The sequence below is a fragment of the Paenibacillus sp. LjRoot56 genome (assembly GCF_964253335.1).
GTDB lineage: Bacteria > Bacillota > Bacilli > Paenibacillales > NBRC-103111 > Paenibacillus_E > Paenibacillus_E allorhizoplanae.
The window spans coordinates 1,481,869-1,495,883 of sequence record NZ_CAXURV020000002.1; the positions used below are offsets into that span (position 1 = coordinate 1,481,869).

The 14,015-nt window shown below is 42.8% G+C and carries 19 protein-coding genes; 3 read left to right on the forward strand and 16 right to left on the reverse strand.

Translation table 11 applies throughout. The features are described 5' to 3' along the window. Window positions 1-110: 110 nt before the first annotated feature. Both ACSQ8O_RS19155 and ACSQ8O_RS19160 read left to right on the forward strand, forming a co-directional pair. Entirely contained in the window at window positions 111-788 is a 678-nt protein-coding gene (locus ACSQ8O_RS19155) for a DUF7002 family protein (protein ID WP_436242909.1), read from the forward strand. Between the two features lie 30 nt (window positions 789-818). Next, complete coding sequence (locus ACSQ8O_RS19160) at window positions 819-1,745, forward strand: hypothetical protein (protein ID WP_436242910.1); 927 nt, start codon at window positions 819-821, stop codon at window positions 1,743-1,745. Between the two features lie 477 nt (window positions 1,746-2,222). Here the strand turns inward: ACSQ8O_RS19160 and ACSQ8O_RS19165 are convergent, their stop codons facing one another. The 12 genes from ACSQ8O_RS19165 to ACSQ8O_RS19220 all read right to left on the reverse strand — a co-directional run bounded on the left by ACSQ8O_RS19165 (window position 2,223) and on the right by ACSQ8O_RS19220 (window position 10,685). After that, window positions 2,223-2,510, reverse strand: coding sequence for a hypothetical protein (locus ACSQ8O_RS19165; protein WP_436242911.1), 288 nt, complete (start codon window positions 2,508-2,510; stop codon window positions 2,223-2,225). A gap of 75 nt (window positions 2,511-2,585) precedes the next feature. After that, window positions 2,586-2,759 carry a hypothetical protein gene (locus ACSQ8O_RS19170; RefSeq protein ID WP_436242912.1) on the reverse strand — a complete coding sequence of 58 codons (174 nt, stop codon included), beginning with the start codon at window positions 2,757-2,759 and terminating at the stop codon, window positions 2,586-2,588. Between the two features lie 13 nt (window positions 2,760-2,772). Continuing rightward, window positions 2,773-2,964, reverse strand: a complete 192-nt coding sequence (locus tag ACSQ8O_RS19175) for a hypothetical protein (protein ID WP_436242913.1) — start codon at window positions 2,962-2,964, stop codon at window positions 2,773-2,775. A gap of 36 nt (window positions 2,965-3,000) precedes the next feature. Further along, a complete protein-coding gene (locus ACSQ8O_RS19180) occupies window positions 3,001-3,276 on the reverse strand; it encodes a hypothetical protein (protein WP_436242914.1) in 276 nt (91 codons plus the stop codon). Between the two features lie 697 nt (window positions 3,277-3,973). Beyond that, window positions 3,974-4,636, reverse strand: a complete 663-nt coding sequence (locus tag ACSQ8O_RS19185) for a thioredoxin family protein (RefSeq protein ID WP_436242915.1) — start codon at window positions 4,634-4,636, stop codon at window positions 3,974-3,976. A 622-nt stretch (window positions 4,637-5,258) separates the two neighbouring features. Next, complete coding sequence (gene trxA, locus ACSQ8O_RS19190) at window positions 5,259-5,570, reverse strand: thioredoxin (RefSeq protein ID WP_436242916.1); 312 nt, start codon at window positions 5,568-5,570, stop codon at window positions 5,259-5,261. A 44-nt stretch (window positions 5,571-5,614) separates the two neighbouring features. Then, window positions 5,615-6,556 (reverse strand): thioredoxin-disulfide reductase, encoded by a 942-nt coding sequence (trxB, locus tag ACSQ8O_RS19195; RefSeq protein WP_436242917.1) that lies wholly within the window; start codon window positions 6,554-6,556, stop codon window positions 5,615-5,617. Between the two features lie 974 nt (window positions 6,557-7,530). Further along, entirely contained in the window at window positions 7,531-8,235 is a 705-nt protein-coding gene (locus tag ACSQ8O_RS19200) for a response regulator transcription factor (protein WP_436242918.1), read from the reverse strand. A 405-nt stretch (window positions 8,236-8,640) separates the two neighbouring features. Next, complete coding sequence (locus ACSQ8O_RS19205; RefSeq protein WP_436242919.1) at window positions 8,641-9,339, reverse strand: Crp/Fnr family transcriptional regulator; 699 nt, start codon at window positions 9,337-9,339, stop codon at window positions 8,641-8,643. Then, a complete protein-coding gene (locus tag ACSQ8O_RS19210; protein ID WP_436242920.1) occupies window positions 9,332-9,574 on the reverse strand; it encodes a glutaredoxin family protein in 243 nt (80 codons plus the stop codon). Before ACSQ8O_RS19210 ends, ACSQ8O_RS19205 begins: the two co-directional genes overlap by 8 nt. Window positions 9,575-9,893: 319 nt before the next feature. Then, entirely contained in the window at window positions 9,894-10,169 is a 276-nt protein-coding gene (locus ACSQ8O_RS19215) for a TetR/AcrR family transcriptional regulator (protein WP_436242921.1), read from the reverse strand. A gap of 162 nt (window positions 10,170-10,331) precedes the next feature. Further along, window positions 10,332-10,685: a DsrE family protein gene (locus ACSQ8O_RS19220; RefSeq protein ID WP_436242922.1), complete on the reverse strand. Its 354-nt coding sequence runs from the start codon at window positions 10,683-10,685 to the stop codon at window positions 10,332-10,334. Between the two features lie 182 nt (window positions 10,686-10,867). On the opposite strand from ACSQ8O_RS19220, the gene ACSQ8O_RS19225 reads away from it, so the two are divergent. Next, complete coding sequence (locus ACSQ8O_RS19225; RefSeq protein ID WP_436242923.1) at window positions 10,868-11,260, forward strand: spore germination protein; 393 nt, start codon at window positions 10,868-10,870, stop codon at window positions 11,258-11,260. Window positions 11,261-11,278: 18 nt separating this feature from the next. On the opposite strand, the gene ACSQ8O_RS19230 is transcribed toward ACSQ8O_RS19225, so the two are convergent. From ACSQ8O_RS19230 to ACSQ8O_RS19245, 4 genes are all read right to left on the reverse strand, one after another. After that, window positions 11,279-11,743 (reverse strand): GNAT family N-acetyltransferase, encoded by a 465-nt coding sequence (locus ACSQ8O_RS19230; protein ID WP_436242924.1) that lies wholly within the window; start codon window positions 11,741-11,743, stop codon window positions 11,279-11,281. A 141-nt stretch (window positions 11,744-11,884) separates the two neighbouring features. After that, on the reverse strand, window positions 11,885-12,523 hold the full coding sequence (locus tag ACSQ8O_RS19235) for an FMN-dependent NADH-azoreductase (protein WP_436242925.1): 639 nt from the start codon (window positions 12,521-12,523) through the stop codon (window positions 11,885-11,887). 171 nt (window positions 12,524-12,694) lie between these two features. Then, complete coding sequence (locus ACSQ8O_RS19240; protein WP_436242926.1) at window positions 12,695-13,366, reverse strand: NAD(P)H-dependent oxidoreductase; 672 nt, start codon at window positions 13,364-13,366, stop codon at window positions 12,695-12,697. Window positions 13,367-13,486: 120 nt separating this feature from the next. Next, window positions 13,487-14,015: peroxiredoxin-like family protein (locus tag ACSQ8O_RS19245; RefSeq protein ID WP_436242927.1), on the reverse strand; the 529-nt coding region annotated here is incomplete at its 5' end.

The window sequence follows — 14,015 nt, forward strand, 5'->3', positions numbered from 1 at the left end:
AGTTATAGAAATGAAGCATCATTATGATAGAAAACGTGATATTGATCGTATACATATTGATTTACTATAATTAAATTGCGCACAAAATGAGAACCAAGAGGTATCCAGCTATGAACGATTCCATTGTAAAAAAAATAACGAACAGCTCAAAGAGGAAGTCATTATTTCACTTTACGAGGGCACGAAATTTGCCTTCCATATCACATGTGGATGCTTTGTATTCAAGTAATCAAGCAAATCCACATTTATCAGATGAAAGGAGGGAAGTGAGGAGAGAAATTCAATTTCACGGACATCTTTTTATAGCAAACGCGCATTTAAAGATTACCGATCAAGTGATGGATCCAAACACCACTCATCTGGAATTTCATAAATATGTGGATAAGCACGTATTTTTTTGGCCGACGCAACTAGATTGTCAGAAAATGCTGGCGATTTACTCAAAAAGAGAACCAAATGAATCTTTCGCTATCCTTCAATTAGATGCTCAATCGCTGATGACTGACTTTTATGACATGATAAAGCTAACAAAGTACGATTCGGGAAGCTCACCACGCTATCCAGCTCGCACTTCATATAAAAAAAGTTTGCAAATGTTTTTACCAATAGATCAATTTGAGATTGTACAGCGAAATGATGTGCCTTCAAAACCATCTGAGATACGCGAGGTCCTTGTAGAAGGAAAAGTAACGAATGTGACCCGCTATTTACAAACCGTGTATTGTGATAATCGTAGCTTGATAATTGAAAAGTGGAGGAAGCATACACAATCTTTACAAGGATTTTAAATGGAGGACTCGAAAAGGAGGGCTAAAGAAATGATTTGGAATACGTTAAAATCAAGAGGTTTTCTATCGGGATACGTGTTAGTTATTCTCATGCTTATATGTTCAGTATGTCTACAACAAAAGGATATTCTCTTCCCAGAAATTGCTGGTATGGCCATGGGTGTGATGGTATTTCCAGTTCCACATTGGATAAAGAAGCCCCTTCATCTGTGGCTTTCTCCGACAATAGCTGCATTCCTGGGAACTTCCTTGAACGGGCTGTCCATAACGCCTCTGTCCAAACTTTGGTTAGGTTTTGTCATAATAGTCGTTCTCATGCACATATTTCGCGTCAATTTTGGACCAACAATTCCGGCTGCCTTGCTGCCGATCTTTTTAGGTTTGCATGACTATGTTTTTGCGATTACGACTGCTGTGTTTACTTTTGTGATAATGTTAGCCGCTTTTAAAGTGAGGAAACCAGAAAAGTTAACGCCAAGTGGTGCGCAAAATTTTCGAAAAATAACGGATACGGTTATCATTAGCATCATTTTATGTCTTTGGATCGGACTGGCATTCGCTACAAATGTAGAAGTTATCGTGGTTCCACCTGTATTTGCCCTCATATTCGAGGTGTTTCATACGGAGAAATTTAGTTGGAAATTGATTCCACCTCGGTTGGCGGTATTGACATTGACAGCTCTTCTTGCGGTTGGCGTCTATCATCTATTGCCCGGTTCAATCGTTTGGGTTGGTGTAATCAATGTACTGATAACACTTATTCTCTGTATGTTGTTTAAAACACCTGTACCTGTTGCATTCGGTGTCTCGTTAATGCCGCTGATCGTTCCAGCATGGGGGAGCTGGGGGTTTCCAGTAGGTGTCTTTGTCACTACAGGTGTTTTGATGTGTATGTCAGCAGCCTACCGTCAATTAAGAAATAAACAAGCGATACAACAACTGACTGAACGCAGCTAAAATAAATCAAAAAATCCGCTTATTAGCGGATTTTTTGGCTTTCAATCTAAATACCTAATCTTGGGATAAAAAACTAACGTGAAGGAAAATATAGGAACAGGTGGTGAGCCCAATGTCGACATTTTCCAATCCTAAAAACGCTCATAATCACTCTTTGTTGTACGGTATGCTTGTCCGGATGTTGGGACAATAATATTCGGCACGAAAGGATCGATAGAAGAGATCCCCGGGAAACCCTGGGCTATACTACTTCACAAAATCCGTATTTTATACACATGTCGGTAAAGCTGGTCTAGTCCATGATATAGCTAAACTTCTATGGTTTGTGTCACAATTTCGGGTTTTGACAAGAACTTGATCCGATAAAATAAAAAAACCGCGATTTACGCGGCAATTAATGAGATAATGTTCTTGTCCACCCGACAAAAAAACAAAAACCCGCGTAAATGCATTCTATTGTTATGCTACACGTGCGCGCTATTCATCTTCATCTTCATCTTTTTTCCGTTCCCAATAACTTCCCTTACCAAAGTAATCCTGACAAACATTATCAAGGGTCTGCAACGTATCAATAAATCCTTTTAAATCACACGTATGAAAAGTATCTTTAAGTTCACGATTTTCTTCTGTAAGTGAATATACGTGAATTTCTGTACAACCATCCCATCTAACATTAACATCAAGACGCTTATCATCGGTTTCCAGTTCTAGGGCTACTGTTCCACCATCTTCATCTCTTTTGTGTTCTGTTTTTATAATCCACAATATAAAACACCTCTTTGGGTATATGATGAAAATGGTATATAAAACTCCCCATTTTCTTGGTGGTTAATAGACTAATTAATTTCCATCTAAACTTGCACGACATGTCTCGGATGTTGTATCTACCTTGATTCGGTCATCAATATTTTTAACTTCATCAGTTGTATTTAAAACTGATACTGATGATCTTGGTAAATTCTGATTATGGTCATTTGTTACAACCATAGATTTTTGGTTGCCCCTTTGAGTCATTTTGTATCACCTCCTATTTATCTTCATCTTCTTTTTGTCGTATTCTCATTACGTTATTCACCAAGTTTTGTGTTGCGTCTTGGGTGGATTCAGTCACATTTTCTATGGCGTTCTGTACATAATTCGTTGCTGATTGAAACCCGTTTTTAAAGATATGCGTTTTGTTTGCAACAACATTTTTCAGGTTCTTAGTATTATCAGACATCGTTCTTACCTCCAATTATTGATTCTAAGTTTGACCTTACCTATCCATCTCTTCGTCTTCCGTAGTCTCGTTTAATTCATATTCTGCGTCCATATCAGCGGCAGCATCGAAGACGTTCGCCTTTGACACCTGAGTCATATCTTCCTTTTGATGTACCCAATACCCAATGTTGCGGTACCAGTCCTGAAACGAAGCGTCCAATTGCTGCTCTCGGTTGGGATCCTCGTTAACATCGGAGTCAACTTCTATCTCCTCCCGGAGAACTCCGTCATTACGATTCTGATTCCGATTGATATTATTAAATGCATTCACGTTGAATTTCCCTCCTAAACGTTCTATTCCGTACAGTCAGTCTCGACAATTAATGTAGTTCAAATCCACTCACTACAATGCCCCTCCATCCATATATGGATTAATCTGCATAGATATGGACGGATTTATTCAACGATTATCTTTGATAATGTGGCCTGACAACAGTTCCGGTGGGTGGTCTACTTTATACACCACGGCATGGGCGCACAAAAAAGACGTTCCTAACTGGAACGTCACGGATTGATATTTTATTGGACGGTTTGAAGCGTAGAATGCACTTGGCTTACCATTGTTTGCGCCTGGGCTGGCTTTTTTGTAGAAGCATGTTCTTATTACGATTTAATTTAGTTGCGTTAAACTGCCTGTTAACGGAGCGAAGGACTGCCACGCGGCAGTCCTTTAATGTTGAACTATCGTGTCCAAGTGATTTGATTAATTCGTTCATTTTGAGTAGAATGCATGTTGCAGTCTCCTTGGTTTTGTTTTTGGGTCTGACGCTGGCCAGCATCTGGGACCCATTAACATCATACCAAGGAGTCTTTTTATTCTTCAAATCTCGTATTTCATCATAATAGGAATGCTGCCCGTTACTTCAATGGACAAAAAAAGGAGCCGCCCTGAAGCAAGCTCCTCAACTAAAGTTATCCGTTATTTGAGCACTCAACACTTCATCCCTGCTTCCAGAGAGATTGAAAATTCACGAAGGAAAGGTAGTAAACAAATCTCTTAATTCATGAAGGATAACTTCCTGATATTCGTTACTAGCTTGATAGAGCTCGCCGATCTCTCGATATGTTTGGTTCAATTTCTCCTTATAATCGGCTTCCTGTTTATCTGGATTGTTCTTTTTAAACCGATCCATCACGGCCTGAATATAGGCTGGACGCGCTCCCCATCTGCCTAGAACATCTCCGGACGCATTCAAGAAAACCGCGATCGGCTGATTTCGCCCGCCATCTGTGAGAAAGAGATCCATGGTTTCCAGATGCTCTTCCATGGGCAACACTTCAGTCGTAATGCGGCTCTGCTCCATCACTCGAAACAGTATGGGGACGTTCCAGATGACGTCCGGGCACCAATCCGTGCATAGAATCAAACAGTGCAGGTCGGAGCTATTGTTTAAATCGGTAAAGAATACTTTCTGATCTTCTTGCGTCCATGTGAAATTCTCGTAAATGGAGATTAACTCTTTTTTGGTATTCGGGATATTATTGATTTCTATTGCCCGAATTTGCATGTCATTCATGAATTGTTGAGGTGAAATCCCTTGACCTATTTTGTGTGTTAAGTTCAATCGTGCTTCCATTTCTTTACGCACCCTCTTCATTATTTTTGGGATACTGCGGACTGCGGATCTCATAAAACTTACTCCTTCGAAGAAAATCACCTTCCTGGCTCCTCACCTCGGTATTCCCTGTCGGATCCTCTGCGGAAACGACCTTGAATTACCTCAAACGGCGATACCATACACCAGAAGCACCCTCCAGTAAGAAAAAACATGCTTCATTACAATGATCCTTCAAGTATCATACCCACGTTACGAAGAAAATTCATGCATGTAATCTGGCAACTTATATTTCAAATTATAGTGCTCTGCCTTTTTATTACCAGGATCGCTCAAGACATGAAAGGATAATTCATGTTTTCCTTCATGGAAAGAGAATGATCGGGAGTTTGCGGATTAATCAAATCAAACTGGCACCAAATGCTCGAATATCTCCCATGATACGTTCATATGCCCTTAACTGCATGTTACAATACGGGTACCATTCATCACGATAAAAAATAAGAATGATCGGGCTTCCGTCATCAGATCTTTATTTACTGTGAAGTCCGGTGCTATGATCCTTAACTTGGATCTCCGGTCCCAGAAGTGTAATCGGGTTGCCTCCTAATGTCACTACTCCTGTGCGTTCTTGAAATTGTGTCATGAACGCTGTCTCCTAAGTAGAATATGGTGTATGGGTGTTTTTTTCTGTCTCTCAGGCCTGCTCGATAGCCGCCTTCAATCGATCTCTCGGTTGCACCCCGACTAGTTGGTTCACTACTTGCCCGTCTTTGAATATTAACAGGGTGGGGATACTCATGACGTTGTACTTGGCCGCGGAATCCGGATTATCGTCCACGTTGATTTTTACGATTTTGGCTTTATCGCCGATCTCGGTGGACAGTTCGTCCAGTACCGGAGCGATCATTTTACAAGGTCCGCACCAAGGCGCCCAGAAATCAACGAGCACAGTGCCCACTGCGGTCTCATTTTGGAAAGTAGCATCTGTTATCGGTTGAACTGACATGGCATATGCCTCCCTTAGGAATGATTGATTGATTGATTGATTCGTTATGCGAAAATATTAAGCGTCTGTTCGGACAAGAACCGTTCCGCATCCAGCGCGGCCATACAGCCGCTGCCTGCCGACGTAATGGCTTGGCGGTAAATGCGGTCCTGCACGTCGCCGCAGGCGAAAACGCCAGGTATGGCGGTTTGGGATGTGCCCGGAATGACTTGCAGGTAACCAAGCTCATCGGTTGGCAGCTGCCCGCCCAAGAAGCCCGTATTCGGCGTGTGGCCGATCGCCAGGAAAATCCCGTCGGCTTCCAGCAGCTCCTCTTCGCCCGTTTCGTTGTTACGCACCTTCAGTCCGCTTACGCCCATCGGCCCCGCCGTTACTTCGAGCGGTGTCCGGTTCAGGCTCCAAGCGATCTTCTCATTGCCGCGTGCGTGATCCTGCATGATCTTCGAAGCCTTCAGTTCATTGCGGCGATGTACGACACGAACTTCGGACGCGAACCGAGTCAGGTATTGCGCCTCCTCCATCGCGGTATCTCCGCCGCCAATCACGATGATTTTCTTGTTGCGGAAGAAGAAGCCGTCGCAGGTCGCACAGGTGCTGACACCTCTACCGATATTCTCGGTTTCGCCGGGGATGCTCAGCTTCTTGGCCGATGCGCCTGTCGAAATAATCAGCGAATCAGCCGTCAATTGACCGCCGTCCTCCAAGAACAGCGTGAACGGCCGCTTGGACATGTCCACTTCCGTCACCCGTCCCGGCTGAATCGTAGCGTCGAAGCGGATTGATTGCTTGCGCATGTTATCCATCAACTCGGGACCCATAATCCCGTCCGGGAACCCCGGGAAGTTATCGACCTCGGTTGTTGTCGTCAATTGGCCGCCGGGTTGAATTCCTTCAATAACAAGTGGAGCAACATTCGCTCTTGCCAAATAGATCGCCGCCGTTAGACCGGCCGGACCTGTACCGATAATAATCGCTTTATAATGCATAGGAAGGCCTCCTCTTCTGTTTTCATTCATATTGCGGAGCATTTAAATTGTTTACAAATAAATTTGAAGCAAAACTCATGAGGGAATCATACCAAGATCCATTTACTTTGCCAACAACTATGTTGCACACAAATTAAATAATTACAGCTGTGTGCATCGTTGTCTAGACTTTCCCTCACTTCCACAACTCACCTGCGTGTTCATCAAACATTCGTCCTATATTAATTATCCACCGCCTTCTACCATGTAAGAAATATCCGCCTGGACAACGGTAAAGACTGCACGCAATTTATGGAGACATTGTAGTCAAATTCCCTAATAGTGAATTAATCATAAGGCTTAAATCGAAAGGTAGCGGCATTGTTCTTAGATCCTCCAGTGACCGGTGCTATTTTTCCAGATAAGGCTAATTAACTCATTTTCGAGCATCTCCTTTAATACAAATTTCGTTCATTTCTATTTAATTTTACCACCCAATTCTTTTATCATCTGTAAACCAGATTACAATTGGCCAACACAATCGCTGCTATTCAAATCTTACGGTCAAATATCCAGTCATTGAAAACGCTTCGATGACGAGTCGCGTTCATTTGTTAGAAACGCCTTAACTAGTGGTTTAAAAAATGTGATGAATATTGAAGTGATTGTAAACTCGTTTTTATCATGAAGAAGTTTTAACAACACTGCGGTTATCAGCAGACATATCTCTACGTATGAATTCAGGTGAAATCAACAAATGTGCGAATTTGGATTTCAAAGCTCCATCTTGATAGTCCACAAACTTCATGTGAAATGAATGACTTACCCGGAAGCAATATTCAAATAGATGCCATAATTACGCTGCGTTTTTTATCAAATTGAATTCATGTTCATTTATCAAGAATGATGTCAGTAGTTGCCTGAGCATCACAATTTGCATTACTGTACCTCAACTAACCCGGCCGCGGCGATCTGCAAACGGGATTGGCTCATCTTCAAATGACAAATTTATAGCCTACGCCCCACACGGTTTTTATGTATTTCGGCTCTTTGGGATTAACTTCAATTTTTCTGCGCAAATTCGTAATATGAACGTCAATGGCACGGTCGTTTATGTAGGAATCGAAACCACGTAATGCATTTATGAGATCTTCTCTGCGGTAAACGCGTTCGGGATGCTCGTACAGCAGCCGGATAAGCTCGAATTCGGAGAACGTCATTTCGATGGACTCGCCTCGGACGTAGAGCGTTCTTTTTTCCAAATTAAAGTTTAAATCCGTGGCAGGTCCGGTAACTTCATGATCTACCTGAAGATTTGTCGTCTCGGTAGGGTGTCCCAGTTTGAAACGCCGTAATAGGGCTTGTATTCTGGCTTTCATCTCATGCATGCTGAATGGTTTAACTAAGTAATCGTCAGCACCTACGGTGAATGCTTCAACCTTTTCGCTCACTCTAGAGTCGGATGAAATGATAATAATGGGCACAGGAGTTATGTTCCGAAGAGACATACACAGCTCAGTTCCTTCAAAGTCAGGAAGATTCAGGTCGAGCAGAATGAGATTCGGTTCGAATTCACGCAATGCTGCAAGGCCTTCCTGACCATAGCGGGACCTTAGGACTAGGAAGTCTTCCTCTTTCAGATACATACAGATCATTTCTCCGATAATATCTTCGTCCTCAATTAGTAGAACTCTATCCATTAGAAACTCCCCCAAACTAAGCTAATTTTCCAATTCAAAATTGTGAAATGAACAGAGGGAATGCATGCGCTAACACTTTATTCATTAATTCTATTATACGGTGTCAAAATTTAAGAGTAACCGCTATCATTGACATTGTAAGAGAAATTGTTAGTAGAATATTAGCGAAATAAGAAGGGTGAATTCGGACAAAAAAAGCAAGCGCCAGCACGATCCTCGTCGGTGTGAAACTCAGCAAATGCTGAATAACTTGTTTCATGTCCGATCTCCCCATTCAGGGTGTTTCATGCCGGAACAATACAGCTATGATTTGGACGCTTAGAAATATGACTATGCCGAAGGAAAACGCCATTCCGAAGCTTATTTCTTCCGGAATGCGGTATTTCCCGTCGTCGCTCGTTATTGTTAAAACTCAGCATGATTCAAGTATGCTCTGAATTTTTGCGAATGAACCGAGATCTGCATTCGACCGGTTCGAAGGATGCCTTTTTGGGACAAGTCCTTCAAAATCGTGGTCACCGATTCGCGAGTTACGCCGATCATATTGGCAATTTCTTGGTGGGTCAAAGGAAAATCAATTTTGATGAAGCCGTCGTTTTCCGTGCCGAACTGCTCGGATAATTTAAATAGCAAATGCAGCACGCGATCTTCGATATTACCGATGGCCAGCTTTTCAAGTAGCTCATCTTTCTCCTTCAGCTGATTGCTTAAAACCTTCAGAAATCGCATGGCCAGTTCCGGTCTTTTCAGGAGGAACTTTTCGAAATGCTCGCGCAGAACGGAGCAGATCAAGGTTTCTTCGATCGTTTCGATGTACATGTCGTGCGTTCCGAACGATAGGGAGTCGATTTCGCCGAACATATTGCCGCTCCCCAGGATCGCAGCCGTAAACTGCTTGCCTTCGGCGTTCACTTTGTACATGCGGAGCGTGCCTGTTTTTACGAAAAACAAGCCTTCGCGATGATGTTCAGGAGTTTGGATAAGCGTGCCTTTGGGAACTGCATTAAAATGTGTTATCGGAGCCATCATATCGATTTCCTTAAAATCCTCCGGAGAGAGAGAGTCAAAAATGCTGATTCTCGATAAATACCAAAGCTTATCCATGCGGTTTCAATGCCTCCTTCAATTTCTGGCGGTCAAACGAATGAAATACGTGTCTACCGGCTACGATGAACGGCGTCGCGATACCACCGAGACGAAGCATTTCGGCGAAAGCCTCCTTGTCGTTTCCGACGTCCTTGTATTGGTAAGGAATTCCTTCCTGTTGAAAGAACTTTATGGCTTCGGCGCATGCTGCGCAATGATCGGCTCCATACAATACGACATTCTTTATTTCCATCTCCCCCTTGCTCCCGCTTAGGTCATAAGAACCGGCCAGTCACGGCCGGGCTATTGAATAAGCCGATTGATTTGTTTGAAAAAAACAGGGGATAATTTTCTTCCGAATACCCGCTGATATTGCAAAATCCCTTTACCGCCTGCCAATATCATGATCGTAAGCGGTTCGATTTCCGCTGCAGAGTCGATGACGCCTTCTTCCTGAATCGCTTTAAGAATTTGGATCAGGATAAAAAGCGCTCACTTCTTTTACTTTGTGCTGCAGCGCCTCAGGCAGCGATTCGAAATCCGCTTGCAGCCGAAGATAGGGGACATATATCCTACATTCCGAAGCGAGAAAACCGATCGGAAAAATAATGCTCCAGCCTCTCTTCGGGCGGTAATGAAGCGATACGAAGCAACAGCTGTTCCAAGCGCTCCATCATTCGCTCCAGGATTGCGGCTCCTAAGTCCTCCTTTTTTTCGAAATGGTAATGAATGCTCGCTTTGGTCACGCCGAGCGGCTTCGATAAATCGTCGTAGCTCATGCAAACAAAGCCTTTTTCTTGAATCAGCTTGAACGCCAATGAAATGATTTGATTTTTTCTGCTCTCCATGACTGTATTCTAACTATTTAGTTGTAAGGAGCAAATTTTAAACACTCCTGCGATATGATGGCCGAAACGGGAGAGAGTCAAGCGAAAACGAAAACGGGCTGATCAAGGTGTCTTGACCAACCCATCTTCCTGTTGTCAAATGGTGTTTAAGCCGCTTCGAAATTAAAGGGTGATGATTTGGTAATCGTCCGCAATTAATTTCGTTATGCTGAGGTGTCCTTCAACATCGGCGAAAGTCGGGAGGCCGGCGGATTTGGCATCCTCGGTCACGCCGAAAACATTCGCGCAGAAATTGCAAACTCCGGCGATGAGGCCCAGCCCTTTAGCGGCTTTGTAAAGGGGATTGAACATGTGGGATGGATCCTCCAGCGTTTTGACCCAGGTCGTACCTTGGCCGTCGAAATAAATTTTGACATCGAAATTTGCCTCGTGCAGCTCTTGGGCGTACAGCAGGGCATGTGACACTCTTCCCCCTTCATTCTCCGTTGCGTGTACGATAATAGCTACTTTTTTCATGATGAACACTCCTTATTTTTGTGATTTGTATTTCATGTGTTTATCATAACCGGAATGAGTCGAATCCTTCTGCGAAATATTTCACATTACGGATGTGATTTTTCGGGTTGTGCCTAATGTATAGATATGGGTTTCCCGCAGTAAAATAACATGGCTCATCATTCTAGCCCTGGAGTCGGTATATGAAGCTGAACAATCGCCTTAAATCCGAACAGCATGTATCCGAACTACAACCTGAGCTGGAAAATCCGGATCAACTGAAGCAGCTATCCGCACAATCGAGCGATTTTAAGACGACGACGGTTTCACTGGGAAAGCACGAAGTAGTCATTTCCTATTACAAAACATTAGTCGATGAGAAGCTGCTCCAGCAAGTTATATTTGCGATGCAGACTCGTGCGCTGGATTCCGAATTCAAACGGATCAAGGATATTAAGGTTTGGATTCCGAATGATGATATCGAGATTACCGATCAGATCAACAGCATTCAACTTAGGCTCCTGAAAGGGTATGCGATTGTGATCGGAAGCCTGCTCAACTATCGGACAGTATTAATTAGGAACAACCTTATCTGAGATTACAAAGTAGTGGTTTTACTCAAGCGGATAATCATAACGAATGAAACCCTTGTAATTGGCAACCTTGTCATAGAGCAAACGAGCTGTGGTATTGTCTTGACGAGTATGCCAGTAGAATCGGGAAGCGTTATTTTCTCGCGCCGATTGCGCTACTCTTTCAATGAGTGCCCGAGCCACCCCATACCCCCGGGAAGCCTCGTCGACGAATAGATCTTGCAGATAGCAGGCATCATCCATCCAGATAGTGCGATGGAACTGGTAGTGGGCTATACCGACCAAATTTCCTTGTAAGTGCGCGCCAAAACCATATATACCATCAGCATTCAACAATCGGTGCCACACCTCATCATATGTTGAGTCGTGGAGATCAGTCTCGTAAAAGGTTTTATAACTTCGAGCCAAGATGTTCCAGCTGTTACGATCCTCTGTTCTCAGTGGCACAATGTCAATCGAGATTTGTTTGTTCGATATTCCTGCCATTTTGGCTCATCCTTTCAATTATAATAAGAGTAGCAAAGGTTAGTATTTATAGCTTATTGGGATAAGATATAAAATACTAATATCTTTTATTAGACCAATTTACGAAATGTAAAATGCTGCGGGGCGAAATCGACATCGTGATTAAAAAGTCATCGCATGCTTTTCTGCATCGGATATACCCTTGCGAATAATTTCATCTGCTCGCTCTCGGTCAAAATCATGTCCTTCCACATATAATACTTCTACATTCTGTATACCTATGATGTTAAGTACTTGTTTTAAATAAGGGTGACTATGATCCATTTTCGTTAAAGGTCCTTGCGAGTAAATACCGCCGCTAACTTGAATATGAATGGCTTTTTTACCTATTAAATGTCCGACAGGACCATTTTCGGTGTAATGAAATGTTTTTCCGGCCACCACAATGGAATCAATAAATTCTTTTAATCGTGGTGGAATACTCCAGTTCCACATAGGAGATACAAATACGTATTTATCAACGCTCGTTACTCGATCTATAAATTGATTTAAAGCATTCATTTTTTGCTGTTCGACTTGACTCAACTCTGAAAATGGCATTCCCCTTCGACGCATTTTCTCCCAACTGTTAAGGATATCGAGATCCACGATTGGAAATTTCTCTTCATATAAATTGATTTCCTGAATCTCATCATTTGCATGAGTTTCGCAATAAGCTTTAAGAAAAGCTTGTCCTACTCGATGACCAACTGAGCTTTCAATTGATTTTGGATTAGCAGTAATATATAGAACTTGTGCCATGTTAAATCAAACGCTCCCTTTTCTTAAATTGATGTTGTTACAGTCCCCCAAAGAATCCTACCCGTTAGCACCATAAAAAAGGAGTTGCCGCACACGCAGCAACCCCATTCTTAAACTCGAGCACCTGTTAGCGAAACATGTCCCCTGATGCTGAGAAATATCATCTTAAGTTTATCGCCATTCAACAATCTCATCGAGATGTTGTCTTGTTTGTGGACGATAGGGATCCTTTTGACGATATCCGAAAGCGACCATACAGGCTACACCGAAATCGTCGCCGTTAATGATACCCTCATTTTGTAAAATAGCGGTCACCTGCTTTTTATCAAAACCTTCGATCGGACAGGAATCAATACCGATTTGAGCCGCGGCTGTCATCATGTTTCCCAATGCTATATAGGTTTGTCTGATTGACCATTCAAAAATGAGACGGTCATTATCTTCGAGTTCTGTTTCGACGAAGAATTTGTAGAAATCGTACCAATCTTGCACAATTTCTTCAGGCATATGATGAATGTCTTTCCACATTTTGTTCACGTGAACCGAGTCAGGCCGTAAGCCTTCTTCTCTTCTGGCTAATATAATTACAAAATGGCTGGCAGTGGGCAGTTGTCCCGTGGCACCGCCAGATACAGGTTTTAATTTTTCGCGAAGAGCTGCATTCTGGATCACGACAAACTTCCACGGCTCGAAGCCAAATGAACTTGGAGACAATCTTCCTGTCTCCAAAATAAAGTGAAAATCTTCATCCGTAATCTTTTTGTTGGTATCAAATGCCTTGCAAGCACGTCTGAACTCGTAAGCTTTTAAAATTTCTTGTTTTTTACTCTCTGTTCCTATCATGTGAAATCAACCTTCCTTCTATTTTACTCTTTTTGATAACCGATCTTGTAATCACAACCACTTTGTGGATTGATGTCAATTAAAGCTATACTAAATCGATTATTCTGCCTGCAAAAATCGTTACAGCTTTTTTAGCTCTCGCAAAATTTCCTCCGGGCTTTGACGCTGCATAAAATTCGGATTGACATAAGCGGAGCGGATAATGGCGCTCTCATCAATCATGAAAGTAGCAGGAACCGGCAAAATCCATTTGGAGGTATTGTTGTACTCCGCAAGATCAAGTCCGAAACCTTCCGTGACTTCCCTTACTCCCGGCGGAACATCGAAGAGTAGATTGTACTTGGCCGTTATCAAGCCGTTCGGATCGCTAAGGACTTGAAATTCCAATCCTTCCTTTTCCTGAAGTGATAACGAATGATCCGGCTTTTGCGGGCTAATCGCGATAAGCTGCGCTCCTATCGCTTGGATTTCCGGCAATATCTGCTGGTAAGCTTTTAATTGCATATTGCAAAAAGGACACCATCCGCCGCGATAGAAGACCAGCACAACCGGCCCTTTCGCGAGCTCTTCAAATAAAATTACATCCCGGCCTAGTGCGTTTGTTAATTTAAAGTCCACCGCCTTTTCGCCTGGTTGCTTCCCGGAAGCG

Bases quoted from the DNA above. Each gene is read 5' to 3' on its own strand.
- ACSQ8O_RS19210 (WP_436242920.1), bottom strand. From the start codon at position 9,574: ATGGAAATAAAGAATGTCGTATTGTATGGAGCCGATCATTGCGCAGCA.
- trxB (WP_436242917.1), bottom strand. From the start codon at position 6,556: ATGCATTATAAAGCGATTATTATCGGTACAGGTCCGGCCGGTCTAACG.
- ACSQ8O_RS19170 (WP_436242912.1), bottom strand. From the start codon at position 2,759: ATGACTCAAAGGGGCAACCAAAAATCTATGGTTGTAACAAATGACCAT.
- ACSQ8O_RS19205 (WP_436242919.1), bottom strand. From the start codon at position 9,339: ATGGATAAGCTTTGGTATTTATCGAGAATCAGCATTTTTGACTCTCTC.
- ACSQ8O_RS19220 (WP_436242922.1), bottom strand. From the start codon at position 10,685: ATGAAAAAAGTAGCTATTATCGTACACGCAACGGAGAATGAAGGGGGA.
- trxA (WP_436242916.1), bottom strand. From the start codon at position 5,570: ATGTCAGTTCAACCGATAACAGATGCTACTTTCCAAAATGAGACCGCA.
- ACSQ8O_RS19155 (WP_436242909.1), top strand. From the start codon at position 111: ATGAACGATTCCATTGTAAAAAAAATAACGAACAGCTCAAAGAGGAAG.
- ACSQ8O_RS19175 (WP_436242913.1), bottom strand. From the start codon at position 2,964: ATGTCTGATAATACTAAGAACCTGAAAAATGTTGTTGCAAACAAAACG.
- ACSQ8O_RS19240 (WP_436242926.1), bottom strand. From the start codon at position 13,366: ATGATAGGAACAGAGAGTAAAAAACAAGAAATTTTAAAAGCTTACGAG.
- ACSQ8O_RS19215 (WP_436242921.1), bottom strand. From the start codon at position 10,169: ATGGAGAGCAGAAAAAATCAAATCATTTCATTGGCGTTCAAGCTGATT.
- ACSQ8O_RS19225 (WP_436242923.1), top strand. From the start codon at position 10,868: ATGAAGCTGAACAATCGCCTTAAATCCGAACAGCATGTATCCGAACTA.
- ACSQ8O_RS19185 (WP_436242915.1), bottom strand. From the start codon at position 4,636: ATGAGATCCGCAGTCCGCAGTATCCCAAAAATAATGAAGAGGGTGCGT.
- ACSQ8O_RS19200 (WP_436242918.1), bottom strand. From the start codon at position 8,235: ATGGATAGAGTTCTACTAATTGAGGACGAAGATATTATCGGAGAAATG.
- ACSQ8O_RS19235 (WP_436242925.1), bottom strand. From the start codon at position 12,523: ATGGCACAAGTTCTATATATTACTGCTAATCCAAAATCAATTGAAAGC.
- ACSQ8O_RS19160 (WP_436242910.1), top strand. From the start codon at position 819: ATGATTTGGAATACGTTAAAATCAAGAGGTTTTCTATCGGGATACGTG.
- ACSQ8O_RS19230 (WP_436242924.1), bottom strand. From the start codon at position 11,743: ATGGCAGGAATATCGAACAAACAAATCTCGATTGACATTGTGCCACTG.